At 54.3% G+C, this 14,954-nt stretch carries 17 protein-coding genes and 3 pseudogenes; 14 read left to right on the forward strand and 6 right to left on the reverse strand.

The features are described 5' to 3' along the window. The first annotated feature begins 102 nt into the window (after positions 1-102). A complete protein-coding gene (locus AOA61_RS18485; protein ID WP_163033213.1) occupies positions 103-846 on the forward strand; it encodes a class I SAM-dependent methyltransferase in 744 nt (247 codons plus the stop codon). A 121-nt stretch (positions 847-967) separates the two neighbouring features. On the opposite strand, the gene AOA61_RS18490 is transcribed toward AOA61_RS18485, so the two are convergent. The 3 genes from AOA61_RS18490 to AOA61_RS18500 all read right to left on the reverse strand — a co-directional run bounded on the left by AOA61_RS18490 (position 968) and on the right by AOA61_RS18500 (position 4,199). Beyond that, positions 968-2,305 (reverse strand): MFS transporter, encoded by a 1,338-nt coding sequence (locus AOA61_RS18490; protein WP_099602347.1) that lies wholly within the window; start codon positions 2,303-2,305, stop codon positions 968-970. Between the two features lie 123 nt (positions 2,306-2,428). Next, positions 2,429-3,364: a DMT family transporter gene (locus AOA61_RS18495; protein WP_099602348.1), complete on the reverse strand. Its 936-nt coding sequence runs from the start codon at positions 3,362-3,364 to the stop codon at positions 2,429-2,431. Between the two features lie 322 nt (positions 3,365-3,686). Further along, on the reverse strand, positions 3,687-4,199 hold the full coding sequence (locus AOA61_RS18500; RefSeq protein ID WP_164444851.1) for a hypothetical protein: 513 nt from the start codon (positions 4,197-4,199) through the stop codon (positions 3,687-3,689). A 397-nt stretch (positions 4,200-4,596) separates the two neighbouring features. On the opposite strand from AOA61_RS18500, the gene AOA61_RS18505 reads away from it, so the two are divergent. The 4 genes from AOA61_RS18505 (at position 4,597) to AOA61_RS18520 (ending at position 7,399) form a co-directional block, all read left to right on the forward strand. After that, positions 4,597-5,079 (forward strand): GNAT family N-acetyltransferase, encoded by a 483-nt coding sequence (locus AOA61_RS18505; RefSeq protein ID WP_099602349.1) that lies wholly within the window; start codon positions 4,597-4,599, stop codon positions 5,077-5,079. A 234-nt stretch (positions 5,080-5,313) separates the two neighbouring features. Continuing rightward, positions 5,314-6,069 carry a DUF4239 domain-containing protein gene (locus AOA61_RS18510; RefSeq protein WP_095184640.1) on the forward strand — a complete coding sequence of 252 codons (756 nt, stop codon included), beginning with the start codon at positions 5,314-5,316 and terminating at the stop codon, positions 6,067-6,069. A 318-nt stretch (positions 6,070-6,387) separates the two neighbouring features. Further along, positions 6,388-6,843 (forward strand): VOC family protein, encoded by a 456-nt coding sequence (locus tag AOA61_RS18515; RefSeq protein ID WP_032885278.1) that lies wholly within the window; start codon positions 6,388-6,390, stop codon positions 6,841-6,843. 241 nt (positions 6,844-7,084) lie between these two features. Next, positions 7,085-7,399 (forward strand): hypothetical protein, encoded by a 315-nt coding sequence (locus tag AOA61_RS18520; RefSeq protein WP_099602350.1) that lies wholly within the window; start codon positions 7,085-7,087, stop codon positions 7,397-7,399. Between the two features lie 215 nt (positions 7,400-7,614). Here AOA61_RS18520 and AOA61_RS18525 read toward each other — a convergent pair whose 3' ends face one another. After that, positions 7,615-8,220, reverse strand: a complete 606-nt coding sequence (locus tag AOA61_RS18525) for an RNA polymerase sigma factor (RefSeq protein ID WP_065881608.1) — start codon at positions 8,218-8,220, stop codon at positions 7,615-7,617. A gap of 377 nt (positions 8,221-8,597) precedes the next feature. Between AOA61_RS18525 and AOA61_RS18530 the strand changes: the two genes are divergently transcribed. From AOA61_RS18530 to AOA61_RS32280, 8 genes and pseudogenes are all read left to right on the forward strand, one after another. Further along, a complete protein-coding gene (locus AOA61_RS18530; protein ID WP_099602351.1) occupies positions 8,598-9,200 on the forward strand; it encodes a hypothetical protein in 603 nt (200 codons plus the stop codon). A gap of 53 nt (positions 9,201-9,253) precedes the next feature. After that, positions 9,254-9,544, forward strand: coding sequence for a hypothetical protein (locus AOA61_RS18535; RefSeq protein ID WP_099602352.1), 291 nt, complete (start codon positions 9,254-9,256; stop codon positions 9,542-9,544). A gap of 99 nt (positions 9,545-9,643) precedes the next feature. Then, positions 9,644-9,847 (forward strand): hypothetical protein, encoded by a 204-nt coding sequence (locus AOA61_RS18540; RefSeq protein WP_241150260.1) that lies wholly within the window; start codon positions 9,644-9,646, stop codon positions 9,845-9,847. Between the two features lie 1,058 nt (positions 9,848-10,905). Continuing rightward, a pseudogene (locus tag AOA61_RS32275) lies at positions 10,906-11,100 on the forward strand (helix-turn-helix domain-containing protein); the annotation flags it as partial. A gap of 247 nt (positions 11,101-11,347) precedes the next feature. Next, a complete protein-coding gene (locus AOA61_RS30900; protein WP_143521221.1) occupies positions 11,348-11,545 on the forward strand; it encodes a hypothetical protein in 198 nt (65 codons plus the stop codon). Positions 11,546-11,685: 140 nt separating this feature from the next. Continuing rightward, entirely contained in the window at positions 11,686-11,964 is a 279-nt protein-coding gene (locus tag AOA61_RS18550; RefSeq protein WP_099602355.1) for a hypothetical protein, read from the forward strand. Beyond that, positions 11,961-12,206: a hypothetical protein gene (locus AOA61_RS18555; RefSeq protein WP_099602356.1), complete on the forward strand. Its 246-nt coding sequence runs from the start codon at positions 11,961-11,963 to the stop codon at positions 12,204-12,206. Before AOA61_RS18550 ends, AOA61_RS18555 begins: the two co-directional genes overlap by 4 nt. Positions 12,207-12,259: 53 nt before the next feature. Continuing rightward, a pseudogene (locus AOA61_RS32280) lies at positions 12,260-12,453 on the forward strand (hypothetical protein). Here AOA61_RS32280 and AOA61_RS32285 read toward each other — a convergent pair. Together AOA61_RS32285 and AOA61_RS32870 are read right to left on the reverse strand one after the other, a co-directional pair. After that, a pseudogene (locus tag AOA61_RS32285) lies at positions 12,437-12,622 on the reverse strand (site-specific integrase); the annotation flags it as partial. The pseudogenes AOA61_RS32280 and AOA61_RS32285 overlap by 17 nt on opposite strands. An 886-nt stretch (positions 12,623-13,508) precedes the next feature. Further along, positions 13,509-13,736, reverse strand: a complete 228-nt coding sequence (locus AOA61_RS32870; RefSeq protein WP_032891251.1) for a DUF6555 family protein — start codon at positions 13,734-13,736, stop codon at positions 13,509-13,511. Between the two features lie 456 nt (positions 13,737-14,192). Between AOA61_RS32870 and AOA61_RS18575 the strand changes: the two genes are divergently transcribed. Then, positions 14,193-14,840, forward strand: coding sequence for a hypothetical protein (locus AOA61_RS18575; protein ID WP_099602358.1), 648 nt, complete (start codon positions 14,193-14,195; stop codon positions 14,838-14,840). Positions 14,841-14,954: the final 114 nt, after the last annotated feature.

Raw genomic sequence — 14,954 nt, forward strand, 5'->3', positions numbered from 1 at the left:
GTTGCCTCCTTGGCGGATGATTGAGGCGCGAGTGTAACGGTTCTGACGACGGACTGAGTTACCATGCCGCCGCGAAATTCCCGCCGACCGCTCTGGCTACCTATGTCCTCCAACGCGCTGTACACCGATCTTTCCATCTACTACGACCTGATGTGCGCCGACATCGACTATCGCGCACAGAGTCACAGCGTTCGCCGGTTGCACCAACTGTTCGGCAATAACGGGCGTCGGCACTTGGACCTGGCCTGCGGCACCGGGCCTCATGTGCGTCATTTCCTCGACTTTGGCTACCACAGCGCCGGCCTGGACATCAGCCAACCGATGCTGGACCTCGCCCAACTGCGCTGCCCGGAGGCGCGGTTCAGCCGCCAGGACATGGCGGGTTTCCAGGTGGACGACGCGCAAGATCTGATCACTTGCTTTCTCTACTCGACCCATTACAACGCCAGCCTGGCCAAACTGCGCATGTGCCTGACCAGCGTGCACGAGGCGCTCGCCGAAAATGGCGTGTTCTGTTTCAACGCGGTGGACAAGCTGCACATCGACAACCGTTTGCTGGTACGCCATAGCGTTGAGTTTGAAGGCAGCCACTTCACCTTCGGTTCCGGCTGGCACTACAGCGAGGAGGGCGAGCAGCAGGCGCTGCGCCTGAGTATCGAGAAGACCACCGCGGGTGTGACTGAGGCTTGGCAGGACGAACATCCGATGGTCGCCTTCAGTTTCACCGAGTTGCAGCAGTTGTTGACGCCACAGTTCGAGGTGCACATCTTCGAGCATGACTACGAATGCATCACGTCCTGGGAGGGCACGAGCGGGAATGCTTTGTTTGTCTGCGTGAAGCGCTGATACCTGCTTTACCCAGTTTCCTGTGGGAGATGTCGAGCTTTAGCGAGGCTTCGAAGGCGGCGGTACAGGCGAAGTATTCTTACCTGACCGACCGCATTCGTGGGCATTACGTCATGTGGCACTAACGCGAGAGCACCGCTGCTGCGCCTTTTTCCTCAGCGCCCACGTCATGCAGGGAGATCCTCGATGTCTCCGGCAACGCCAACCCGCCTGCCAGCGCCAGCAACGCTACCGCTATCAGATAAAACGCGGGTGACAGGTTGCTGCCGGTGGTGCTGATCAACCACGTCGCCATCAGCGGCGCGGTACCCCCGAAGATCGTATAGGCCATGTTGTAGGTGATTGCCGAGGCGGTATACCGCGTCCGAGTCGGGAAGGTCTCCGACAGCAACGCCGCCGTGACCACCCCACATAACACCGCACCTACCGCGAGCAGCATCACCCCCACGATCGAGGCCGCGAACGAACCTGAACTGGCCATCAGGAACGACGGATACACCACCACCATCAGCAACACGCAGGCGGTCATTACCGTGACCCGACGACCCACCCGATCCGAATACAGCCCTGCCAGCGGGCAGATTGCCGCGGCGAAAATCAGCGCGATCAACGACACCAGCAACGCCGCCGCCCGACTCAGCCCGCCTGCCACCTGCAGGTATGTCGCGAAGTAGGTGGTGAACATATAAAACGAGAGCGCCGTCAGCGATACAAACGCTCCCAGGCAGCAAATCGCCGCACCATGGTTGCGCAAGGTTTCCTTGAGCGGAGAGTGGGCGACCGCGTGTTCCTGTTTCACGGCCTGGAAGGCGGGTGTCTCATCCAGTTTCCAGCGCAGATACAGCCCGACCAGACCCAGCGGTGCGGCGATCAGGAACGGCAGGCGCCAGCCCCAACTGCCCATCGCCTCGGCGGACAGCGACGCCTCTAGGGCGTAGGCCACCACTGCGGCAGCGGCGAACGCGGAGAACGTCGACACCGGCACGAAGCTGCCGTACCAGGCGCGTTTGTTGCTCGGCGCGTGCTCCATCAGATAGGCGCAGGCACCGGCATATTCTCCCCCGGCGGAGAAGCCTTGGGCGCAGCGAATCAGCGACAACAGAATCGGCGCTGTCACGCCGATGGCGGCGTAAGTGGGCAGCAGGCCGATCAAGGTGGTCGCACCGGCCATCAGCAAAATCGTCATGGCCAGGGTACGCTTGCGGCCGATGCGGTCGCCGAGCATGCCAAAGAAAATCCCGCCCAACGGCCGAAAGGCGAAGGCCACGGCAAACACGGCAAAGGTCTTGAGCAGTGCTGCGCTGGCATCGCCACTGGGGAAGAATTGTTGCGCGATGGTGGTGGCAAGAAAGCCATAGACGGCGAAGTCGAACCACTCGACGAAGTTACCGATGCCGGCGGCGATGATGACCTTTTGCAGGGTTTGGGGGCTGACCTGTTCGGTGGATGAGCTCGTCATGGGGGAAGGCCTCGGAATGCGCAGGGGGATGCCTGATTATCCGAGGCGGCGGCCAGACGGCGGGGTTCAAAAGAGTCCTCCGCGTAGTCAGCAGCGACTTTCTGCAAGGGCTAGAGGCACGCTTCAGGCCTTGGCGGAACGCTGGGCGGACGTGCGATACGTCAGCAGCACAATTCCTGTCACCACGATGACGCCGCCAGTCACCTGACCGGCGCTGAGCATTTGATCGAGCACGAGCCAGCCCATCAGCAACGTCGCCAGCGGCTCAATGTTCATCACCGGCGCATTTCGCGGCATATCCAGACGCGGCACCGACATGAACAGCACGATAAAACCGGTGCCGTAGAGCACGACCAACGTGGCTAGCGCTAGCCAACCGGTCAGGCTGGCCGGTGGGTTCAGGCCGTCGGCAAGGGTGCCACTCCAGCCCGCAAGGTTAACGCTGCTGAACACAATGAAGATTGTCAGCAGACTGCGCACCGAACCCCGTACCTGGGACAACTTGTGATCGGTGATCCACAGCGCGCAAGCGAATACAAAGGCGGCGCAGAAGGCGAGGGTGACGCCGAGCAGCCATTGCGGGCCGATGTCGGCGTCGGCTGAAAGGCGAGTGGGCACGTCCAGCACGAACACCAGACCCACCAGAATCAAACCCATCAGCAAGGCGGTGCGCGCCGTCGGACGTGGGCCGCCTAGTGCCCAGGTCAGCAGCGCCAGCAAAATCGGGAAAACGTTGGCCACCAGCAACGCCAGCGCTACCGGTACGCGGGCTACGGCGGAATAGAGACACAGGCTTTGCGCGGTGATGAGCAGGCCCAGCAGTAACTGCCAGCGCCATGCACCCGAAGGCAGGCGCAGGCTTTGCCGTTGCCAGAGTACCAGCGCGCCCAGCACCAACAACGTACCGCCGGAGCGCAGCAGAATAGCGAGGAGAACACCGGCGCCGTCGTCGAAGGCCACGCGAGCGGCGATGTGGTTGCCGGCGAAGGCGCAGCCCATGCAGAGCAGGATCAACACGGCGATGTGGCGGGGGAAAAGATTGGGGGCAGGGGGCGTCATGGTAAGGGCTCGGGCAGTGGCTTCCATCGTCGAGGATGGCAAATTATTTTTAGGTTGTCGTACAACGTTATGGCGGATTTGTAGCGTGTTTGGGGCGAATGGGCAAGGGAGGTTTTTTGTGGGATGACTGCGAGTGTTGTTTCTTATGGACTTAACAAGATTGTTTAGGTGATTGCGTTGAGGTAGAGATAGACAGGGCTGAGCAGGAGAGGTCGTATGACTATTGAGGGCCTATTGAGTAATTCGCCATGCGCGACCATGAGGCCCGTTTAATATCGTTCGGGTTCTGGCAAGCGGTCGCGCAGTGCAGAGGTGCAATGTCTCACTGGAGCGTCGGTAGTCGGTCCAGCGCACAATTTCGGTCCATTTTCGGCTCATCGGCCATGGGGACGCGCGCGCCCGAATCGACATTGAATATGTCAATGTGACAACCGCTCAGCGCGCCCGGGCTGTCGACAATTCCTCCTTTGATCACGTAACGCGCGCCCGGCGCAAATTGGCTGACAAACGCTATGCTGCACGAGCGATTGGCATTGGCCGCACCGCGCATCACCAAGTGCAGCGGCTTGCCGGCTTCAATCGGAAAGAAGCCCTCCGGCGTCGATACGTTCTTATAAACGGAAACCAACTGCCCTCCCTGCGCAGTCGCCACGGTTCTGCCGTATTTGCAGGCCATTGGAGGCGCCTCGACCAGGGACACGCTGTTTCGATAATTCTCCATCGACACCAACTCGCTACGGATAAGCGCCTGAGGCGCCCCCGCGGGCACGAGGTATTTCGGTGCTGGGGCGCAGCCTGCAAGCAGCAGAAGTGAACACAGGTAGAGAGGCTTCATAATTTCCTTATCAAGGTCGGTAAAGGGCGGCCTCAACTAGCCTGATGAATCAGAATGGGTCAAGCAGTAAGTGAGAAGGACAGATACCTGACCCGGTTTGAAATAAAGGTGAATCGCCCTTGGTTTATTGAATAGGCGCAACGGTTGCTCTTGGCCGAGGCTGTGTAAAAACGTTTTTCTACGCGATAGGCACTCAAAACTGGACTGAAAATCGCGCTTCTGTGCGAAATTCACATCTGCTGATGTGCCGATAAATTTCGGATTTAACGTAGATGCGCACACTTCAATTTTGGCTAAGCGGTTTTACACACTCTGGTCCAGAAGTGGACTCTCAAATTTGTCTACGGTATCTGGGCCGCTTCAATGGCTCCCCAGGATAAAAGTTGGAGCACAAAATATGCCCGTCGCACCCAATCAGAATTCCCCAATCATTTTGGTCCTGGCTCAACAGAGCGACTTGGATAATCTTGTAGCCATTCGAATTGAGGCCATGCGCGAAAGTCTGGAGCGTGTTGGTCGATTTGATCCAGTCCGCGCGCGCGAGCGGTTTCTCAGCGGTTTTGAGGCTCGCAACACACGCTACATCGAGGCGTCTGGAGAGAGGGTTGGTTTCGTCGTGATCAAGCATCAACACAATGAACTCTTGCTCGACCACTTGTATGTGAGACCGAGCGCGCAAGGGTCAGGGGTAGGGTCTGCTGTTCTCACTCAGATTTTCAAAGAGGCGGATGCGGCTGCGCTCCCTATTAAAGTGGGTGCTCTCAAAGAAAGCGCTTCGAATCGCTTTTATATCCGCCATGGCTTCCAATTCATCGGAAGCAGTGAGTTCGACAATTACTATATTCGACAGAGTGTTCCGGCGATCGGCCCAGATTGCTAGCTGGATGCGATGCACCTCGACGTGCGCTTTGACACACTCTGGACCATAAGCAGACGCTCGTGATCTGCTGCCTTTCATGATGGGCAGAGCTAGACCAATACCGACTGATAATCACCGCCGGTGTTCAAACCAATACTGAAGTCATTTCTGGACGGTAACTGCCGAGCAGAGTTCTGAAAACACCCAATGGTCTATCCTTCAAGACTTGACGCAAATTGATCAGGGCCCTGATGTATGAACGCTCTCTGGATCGCATTGGCCATTTTTGGGTGCCTGGTTGCTTCCTCGCTTCTCATGATGTTTTGGTACCCAAGACTGGCATCCCACCACAGGGATGACGACACCAACACCGTAATTCGTCTAGTCGCCAATATTTTTGTGGTTATGACATCGCTGGTCTTTGGCTTGATGATTAATTCTGCCAAAAACACCTTCGAGTCCATTGATGCAAACTTCCATGGGTACGCAACCAGCATGATCATTTTTGATCGGACACTGCGGGGCTATGGCGATGCGGCACAAGACACGCGCAATCGTCTGATCACCTATCTTGAGCGCGCTATCGAGACCCCGTATCGGGGAGACGAGGCGCTGCAGCATCGAAACAGCGAGGCGGCTAAATACCTGGATGACATAGGCAAGTCATTGGCTGTTATCAAACCCCCGGACCGCTACCATGAAACGATGCTTCAGGATATTCGCCAGCAATATCATTCGCTCATCGAGCAACGCTGGAGGATCGTCGAGCAGTCGGAGGGAGCGATTCCTGGCCCCCTTATTGGGATGCTTGTTGCTTGGTTGACGCTCATTTTCGCTAGTTTTGGATACCGCGCACCCCGTAATTCGATGGTGATAGGAATGTTCATCGTCTCGTCATTGCTCATTGCGGCTTCCGTATACCTTGTGTTGGACATGGACGTGCCATTTCACGGTCCTATCCAAATATCCGACGAACCCCTGCGCAGGGCGCTCGCCGTAATGCAGCTATAGGGGAGCATGACGGGCAGCGTTTTGAGTAGTGGCCTCGGAGCGGGATATATCGATGTCTGCTTTTGGCCAATCGTTGCATTTCGCGAACGGCGGCTTTGGGTCGGGAGCCGCGCCTTATGAACGACGGATTTCGGCCATACGCGGGCAGTCACTTTTGTTCGCCATCAAGCGATGGACAGCTCCTCGCTTACCCCAGTTTGAACGCGGGTTTATCGCCGAATTGGCGCATTGCTACACCGACAATATGGACTCATGAAGTCCATGGAATTTTGAGGGTCTCCGGCTCAACATTGACGCCGGTTCAACAGGGAGGCTGCAATGGATCTGAAGTTCAGTCACGTAGATGTATTGGTCAATAATCTCGAAGAAGCCTGTGCTTACTACGCACAGATACTTAATGCCCGGATATCCAAAACGCTCGTTTGGGAACGAGGTGGCCTGCATGTGCGCTACGCAATAGCGCTGATCGGTCAAGAGCGTTTCATGTTGGTACAGCCATTGGCGGGGAATCTGAGGGAGCTATTAGACTCCGCGGGAGAAGGGATGATTTATCGCCACTGCTATTCGACGCCGGACATCGAGAAGGCCTACGACGAACTGATGGTCGCCGGTGTTCAGCCACAAGACGAAAACGGAAAGCCATTGGCCCGCGCGAACCTGCAATCCCCATCGGGGACACGCATTATCTGGTTGCCCAAGCGCTTTGGGCACTTCTCCATCGAAATCTTGGAAGACAAGGCGTTAGAGGCATTTGTAGAGGATGCATTTTCCTGAGTTATGCGGCGATGAAGGTCTGCTTGCGGCCAAAAGCGGTCAGTCGTCCCTACGAAATTTTGGACGATTCAGCGTGCTACCTGAGGGCAGTAGCTTGTTAAAGGAGTTGGGTAACATCTTCATCGGTGTCACGACTATGCACAGCTGTTATGAAAGTGATACACGAGCCTGTGCAAGATTATTAGCCGGAAGGCGAGCCCGCGCTGATGCCCGTCAGCACCAGAAAATAAGGAGATTGATCATGTGGCTCAAACATGTGGCATTTGCGCTGTTGATTTGCCCCCTCGTCACCGCATGTTTCAGCGAGCCTTTTCAGCCCCCTACGGCTGATGCTGACTTATGGGAGAAGCCGGGAGCGAGCAGGAATGATGTCTTGGCGTCCATGCTAGCTTGCGGTGAGAAAAATGGCTCCGGCATCGATCCTAATGCCAGCTTCCAAGAGATGGCCCAGCGATTTGTATGTATGAAGCGTGCGGGCTATACCCGGCGTGACGGTTTCGACATCTGTGCATTGCACCCGAAGGAGCCGTTGAAGGCCTGTGAGTCGGCGCAATGAAGCCATAAAGGCGTCGCACGGTATTGAGGGAGTCGGCATTGAACTCTTTAGGGTGAATTGGCCCAAGTATTTATAGGTACATGCGACTGACTGCTTCCGACCCAAAGCTGCCCCTCATGGAAGGCAGGAATCGGCCAAAAGCGGTCATCAGGTGTCTACAGAAACAGGGGCTATTCAATCAGCCATCCAGACCGTTGGAAAAATCCTCCTAATGCTCACATATCAAGAGCGGACTGGTACTTCGCTATTGCAGAAAAAACCTTTAAACGAGCTCGGTGCAATAGCACTCTTACGTTAGTCAGCGATATCCCAAGAAGCGTAGAAATTTCGTTTAGATCCAACCCAGAGCGCTCCCTCAATATCAATACGCTTCTCTGCAATTCCGGTAGAGTCTCGAGAGCAATGTTGATGCGAGCATATAGCTCGGATTCGCTCAGAAGTGCTTCAGGGCTATCTTCATGCGATATCACGGAAGGAGTGTAGGAATAATCACCTACGACTAAAACGCCTCCTCCCTCAATCCACGAGGTACATGGAATACAATTCGACTCACTTCGCCGAGCTTTATATCGGCACTTCGCCGTATTGGACGTGACGGCCATCATCCAGGTTCTTAAGCTAGATCGTCTCTGAAATTTGCCTATGCCTTTCACAATCGCAAGCCATGCCTCTTGCACTACGTCATCTGCATGGTGCCGCCCCACGATTCCATAAGCTATGGCCTTCATGGCTCCCTGATGCGTGCACACCAAATCACGATATGCGTCTTGTTCTCCGCGCAATAGGCGGTCCAAAAAATGAGCGTCATCCTTGGCGTTCATGGCAGTACCTAACTGTGGTCGTATCATGATCGTAGCTGTCCTTGGCAGAGATGACGGTTCGGATCATGAAATGCCTAACCACTCATCGCACTGCATCGCTTGATAATCTCGGATACTCATCGCACTCGAGCCCTCAAGAGCACATACGGATCAACCCATTCACTAGATGCACAGCGAAGATAATTAAATGTGGAAGGAGTGAAGCGCCGCTACTTTTCAAGACGCATGCGGCTGGCAGCTGCTGGCCGATTTCTGCCTGTCGCGACCGGTTGAAACCGATATCGTCGCGACGATTCAGCCACAAAATTTTCAGCCTTTACGCAATGCGCCTCCTCTTTTGCGGTCTGTAACCCTGACTCCGCAAAAGGAAAGGCTTCATGTCGATACGCCCTCTGCTCTGCCTGCTTGTATTGCCGTTGTTCGCAGGCTGCCAGTTTTTGCCCCATACCAACTACTTTACCGCGCCCGAAAACGAGCCTAACCCTGCCTGGGTACGTATCGTCGACTACACGCAGCACGCCGAAATTTACCAATACGAAAACGGCAAACGTTCGGGCGGCGCCGTTCGCACCGGCCCCCTGCCGTTCACCCACACACAGGACGTGGGCATGCCAAAGGCAGGGCAAGACCTTACATGGGACTATTACGAAACGCAGATCCGACCCGGTATCGAAACGCAAGTGGATCTATTCTGGGAGGGGACACGCACTCGTTCCTGCTATGTCTCGACGAAGTTCACGCCCCAAGCCGGACGCTATTACCAGTTCAGGCTGACATCCGGCTCATCAGGCAACTGTAGCTTGTACGCATCACTGATCGAGCGCGACAAGGAAGGAAGCGGTTGGCATCTCACGCCAAACCCGCAGGTGACCTATAACGGCGATGGACCGACGGCCAAAACCCATTACGAGAACAGCCGCTTTGAGAACCCCAATTATCGTCCACCCGCGGATCTCTATCCGGGGATAGACGTTTACTAAACAGGTAAACGACTACAAGGAATCGTTGATTGGCTAGCGCAAAATACTTCCGAATGATCGGTGAGCGAGCCTCAGAGGATCTGTTTGCATGGTCGGCATTTGTCGTGCAAACAGAATTCCTATGGCAAGACACGGCGTCAGTCCAGGACGCCGTCGCTTGGCAGCGTGTTTGGTTCGAGCTGGAAATACTCAACGGGCTTGCATTGGCGCAATGGGAGGATGAGGGAAAACCTGATAACTGGTCGTGCCGCTGGAACACCGACTATCGACAAGAAGCGGCGGTCCTGGCGAATGAGTTGTTGGAGCTGCTGTGCGATGCAGTCTGTTCAAAACATGCCGAATAGAAACTCGGCTGCTCAATGAACCTTTGTCTTTGGGGACTTGTCATTACGAAAATGGGCATGACCCGGTATATCCGGCTAGACCTGTCGCAAGGTGAGTATATGGAAGACATAGATGATTTTAGATTTAGATGCCACGAGCTACTAGTTGAGCTTGATGCCGCCAACACCAAAATGATGATGGTGGTCTCGAAGAGAGTTTCAGGGCCTGATTGGGATGAGGAAGTCAAAAAGCATCATGAAGCATACAAGGCCTGGAACTCTTTTCTTAATCCCGTTACCGTCCCTCCAGACGATCAGCATTAGTTCTTATTAAGTGGCCAGAAGGTTCCCGAACAATGGGGCTGGGCACGACCAAGTGTTGTAAATGCTTCTATCGTATCGGGCCGGAATCAGTCTGGGGTATCGCCATTGCCAGCTTTGCGTCGAAAGCGGCTTTTAGTAAATGGCGGCTAATGGCCGGACGCCGTCATTGAACGGGCGTCGAGTGAAATACTTTAGCTGAGTGAATTATTGAAGGTTCGAATCTATCATTCACCGCCAAATTTAAGAAGCGCAAGTCACTAATTTTAATGGATAAAGTCTGTGATTTTTGGTTTTTGGTGTCCAAAAAATGGGTCCATGGGACCACCATGGGACCACCATGGGACTAGCGCGTCTTTTTGGTGCGATTTTTTCTAGCAACATGGGGGCACTCGTTTCTTTATGAACTTAGTGTTAGACCCACTACTCACTACAGGTGAGCGCAGATTCATATGCGTGTTTTTCCAGCCGTTTGAGACCGAGGGTAAGAAGCCATGTCTGTTGCCAGGACCAGTGTTCATCCCGCGAATGGCGTGTCGGCTCATTTACTCGACGGGATTGCGTACGCACCTACCTCACTTGAAGCACGGAGGCGTGAGATTCGCACGCATGACCTGATTTTAAGACTTCAACTAGATCAGACTATTTCCAATCTCGATGCAGACAATCTACGAATCTTGTTCAAAGTGGCGCTTGAGAAGCGACTTTTTGAAATTTTGAGCGAGTAAATAATTTAGGTTTTGCCTAGGTCGAGATAACGCGTGCTGTGTTCGAAGCTCTCCCTCACCGCCAATTTAAAACACGCAAATCCATGATTTTAATAGAGAAAATCTTGTATTTTTGGTTTTTCCATCTAAGAAATAGCCCCATTGGGCCACCATGGGACTGTCGCGCCATTTTGGTGCGAACTTGTGTCGATAGGCGAGCGTACTTGAGCCACGTTTGTACGTTGTAGCAATGAGTCGCCGAATGGCCCCTTTTTGCGATCGATAACGGGTTTCCGTCTCTGCAGTGGTGGCCTAAAATTCTTTAGTCATCTGAGAATTTTGTGGGGTTCATGTATGGACAAAATTGGGATGCGGCTCAAAGAAGAACGCACTCGGTTGAAGTACACACAGCAGAGGTTCGCAGCGATTGGCGGCGTGCTGTCGAATGCACAGTCTAAGTACGAGCGGGGGGAGCGAAGCCCGAGCGCCTTGTATTTGGCCCGGCTAGCTCAAATCGGAGTCGACGTGTTGTACGTTCTGACCGGTCAACGGTTACGTCGACCTGAGGAAAGTGATTTTGCAGTGGCACTAAACAGATTGCCGCTGCATGAGCGCAGGATAATTACGGAACTAGTGGACTGTATCGTCAGGCGCGTTTGACAAGACGTAGGTAGTATCTGACTAGCGTTTAAAAACTCTGAAGCTTTTCAAATATAGCTTGCAGCTCATCCCATGGCCTGCGTTGCTGTCCCTGGTATCAGCAGTTGGACGCGTGTAAAAACGGCTCGCTTCTTTCATGCTCAAGTTGTTGGGAGCGGCAACTCCTACAGGAAACGACACCTCCGGAAATTTGCCATCTGCTGTTCCAATTGATCAAGTCGCCTTGCGCGGCCATGAAAATCTCTACAAATGCGTTATTTTTGTAAAAGATACTGAGGTCTGGCATTTGTTCCGCAAAATTTTGGCTGATAGCCCGCGTCACAACTGTTTCTAATACGCCGCTTATGTTCAAAAGGCCCCCACACCAAGGCTTGATTGGGGGGGCTTTTTCGTTGGCTGCGGTAACCATGCTCCCCTATACTGGCGTACCAGTGCCCCGTGTACTGATTAGCGCATAACATCAGGGACTAGGGCATGCAAGCCAACAGCGTACTCGTGACTAACGATCAGCCAGGCTTACCAAACGCCAGGACCCAGAGCGCTTGGTATTTACGGTTGAACGCTCTACATGCTGCTGCAGACCAGACGGATGCTATACGTGACTACCATAACACCGTTGGCTACACGCAGGCCCTGCGGGATGCGGAACTGATTGCGAATGAAACAGAACTGGCCATGACATCTACTCTGGCGGAGGTGTGGATGGCTGTCGCGGATCGCTTGGGAGCCAATACGGTGGCGAAAAACGTATGAGCGGAGTGCTCTCTCTTAACGGCATCAGCCTGCCAGATTTGATTCGCACCAAGTTGGCCAATCACTTGGCACGCCTCGGGCGTGTTGCAGATTTGCGCGCTTTGGAACTGGCTCAGGAACGAGCCGAAGGCTTTGTGGAAGGTGTGCAAGCGTCGCGCACGCTGACCCCGTCCACCGTCGAGGCGCTATTTATTGCGGTAGATGTCGCCGCCGACTTGCGCCGTAAGGAGCTGGCACCGTGATCGGCGAGGCGATCCAATCGGACACGCTAAAGGCTCTAGCAAGCCAGTAGGCTATCCGGGAAGCCGTCGTCGGCCGTGTTGCCGGCCAAATCAGCAAGTGGACATTGTCTATCCGACTGGGCGGCCCAACTGCGAGCTTGGTACCGGTGCGCTCGCGGCGTGAGCCATTGCGCACCTGGGCAAGCCTGACGGCGGTGGGCCGCTTTGCCGAACGGTGGGTATCACTGGGTTCAGTGTAGAGCTGTGACCGGCGAAAGCTTTAGGGCCAACTGCAGTATCCCCACCACGTCTGGCCCATCCTCGTCGATCAACGTTCCATAGTGCTGGCGAATCATGTTCCCGTTGCTATACCCCATTTGTTCAGCGATCCAATCGATTGAGGCAATACCTGTGGCCAGCAACGCACTTGCGTGGGTTTCAGGATTGGAGAAGTCATCGCGAAGGTCCGCTTTTGACCGAATGCTGCGATGTGAGATGTCTCAGGAGTAGTGGGGCTATTTGGTGGTTTGTGTTCAGTCGGCAGGCCGCCGGGGAAGGGTTATGCAGTTTCGGCATGGGCTGAAATTTACCCGTTGGGACCAATCTTGGGACCAACGGGTGCATTTCGGTACTTTATCGTTGATTACTCATGACGACTTGGCCCAGTAAACACTGATCAGCAGTAATCATCAGAATGCGTTTCATACCGCATGGTGATGTTAGCTGTGGAGATCAATTACTTTACCTATCAATGGGTTGCGAGCATGGCAGCAGGCGCCGTCAGGCATGCATCAACAGCGACATCAAGGCGCGAAACCCGGTCGCTGAGCAAAAAAATGGGGATGTGTGTTGGAATTTGGCGCGCATTGTCGCATATGTGTGACGACAGTTGTATGGCAGAGGACGACGGGTATTAAGAACTTTCGGCGCCGGGCCCCTATTAATGCCTTTGCAGGTAACGTTCGAGTTAGGGGGCTCTGGAGTCCATGACGGCAGGAAAATAAAAGGCGTCTCAAGGCCCTGTGGCTTTCCCTTTTTCTGACGCTCTGCGTATTCACCGACGATTTTAAGGGGTGGCATGGCAGGGGCATTCCACAAAACCAAGCGGTCTGCACCCGTTTTAGTGCGCTCCACCACTTCCCCCCAGGCGACGCCGCGACAGACGTGGGCCGTCTTCGTCTCTTTTTCAATCTCGTCCAAGGGCGGTTCGGGCTTATTCAACGGCCGAGCTTGCGCTGGAGATCATCCAACTAAGCCCGGCCACCGCGCCGGGTTTTTTATTCGCGAACTTTGCGAGTTAGAACTGCGGCGGCGCCCGTGGTTTTACCCGGCTTTATTCCAACGGACCTTCGTAATACCCAGCTTGTCGGCAATTTTTAATATTGAGTCCCGAGACAGACCTATCGGTATCCAATATTCAGGGCCCTCACCAGCGTGTCTTGTGGCCATGCGAATCGCATCGCTTTCGCTGAACGCCGTTGCATTCGTATAGAAGTGCTCCGGCTTCCCATCGTGTAGATAATGAATTTTATAGGGTATTAAATTTTCCATTAGAGCCTCTTGGCCGAAGCCATACCCAAAAGGGTCAATCCTGGAAACTGGAATTCAGAGAGGTCTGTCGGGTGGTGATACCGAGAGATAGGGTGATGGCCGAACTGCGGACGCTGCGTTATCTGATCCGGTAAGCGTTGGACTAGTTAGCCTTCCGATCGTTCGGTCTATCAATTTCATGCAGCCTTTGGAGGCTTTAGCTGTCACTAAGGTCCTTTCTTTTTCGACCCCACCACATCTTCCGCTCTGAGCAGGGAGTGATGCCTGAGCTGATTCAAAAACGCAAACTGTTATTGCCGTCGCAGCGCAGATACTTTAGATGCCCAAGAGGCGGGACAAACCGGGCAAGCAAGAAAATATAAAGCGCGTTGTCAGGTTTTTACTGAGGATTAATGTCTAGAGTTTTTAGTCTGATTCGCACACGATGGCGCTTAGGTAAGTTCAAGGATGTAGTACATGCGTGATACCTGGTTGCTCCTGTTTTCTTCGTCTATCGCCCTTGCTGGTTGTGGCGGGTTCCCCTCTGTTCCCTATGTCGATCCACCTAAGGCCGACAATACGGCTCGCGTTCGTGTGATCACCAATTCTAATGTGTTTGGCGATAGTGTGACGGGCAGCTGCGCCCCGGATACTCGCCACAAAATGGCTGAAGCTGGCCGCTTCTCAGAGGAAGGGCAGCCGAGCATTAACTACCCCCAGTACCCACTTAAGCCCGCCAGTCTTGGAATGCCGGGAAGGGTTTCACCCAAGCTTCAGCAGTACATCGGATCTGTTCGGATGGCCGAAGGCTTATACACCGAGATTGTGGCTGAGTACCGCGTTAAAACGGATGCACCCTTTCAGATAGCAACATTGGGTGCGTCCGCCGGCAGCTACGGCAGCACTTACGCTGTTTGCCCAGGCCAGGCGAAAGTATTCACTCTGGAGCCCGGGAAAGACTATGAGGCCCTGGTTGGACTCAGCAGCGCACCAAACGCGGATGGGAATGCGGCGCTTATGTGCATGTTTGGCGTAGTCGAGCTTACCTCTATCCCTAACCTGCCGTTTGCATTGCCAAAAAGGCTCGCAGGTACGGAGTCGCCGCAAACGCGTTGCAAGGATTAAGTAGCACGGCTCATATTTTTTATTGAGTTTTCATATCTGAGCCCAGCGCGACTGCTGGGCTTTTTCGTTGTTGGCTAAGAAGACATTTTGTTCAATCATGCCCCGCGGAGACGA

It is taken from the genome of Pseudomonas sp. 2995-1, from assembly GCF_002742505.1.
GTDB lineage: Bacteria > Pseudomonadota > Gammaproteobacteria > Pseudomonadales > Pseudomonadaceae > Aquipseudomonas > Aquipseudomonas sivasensis.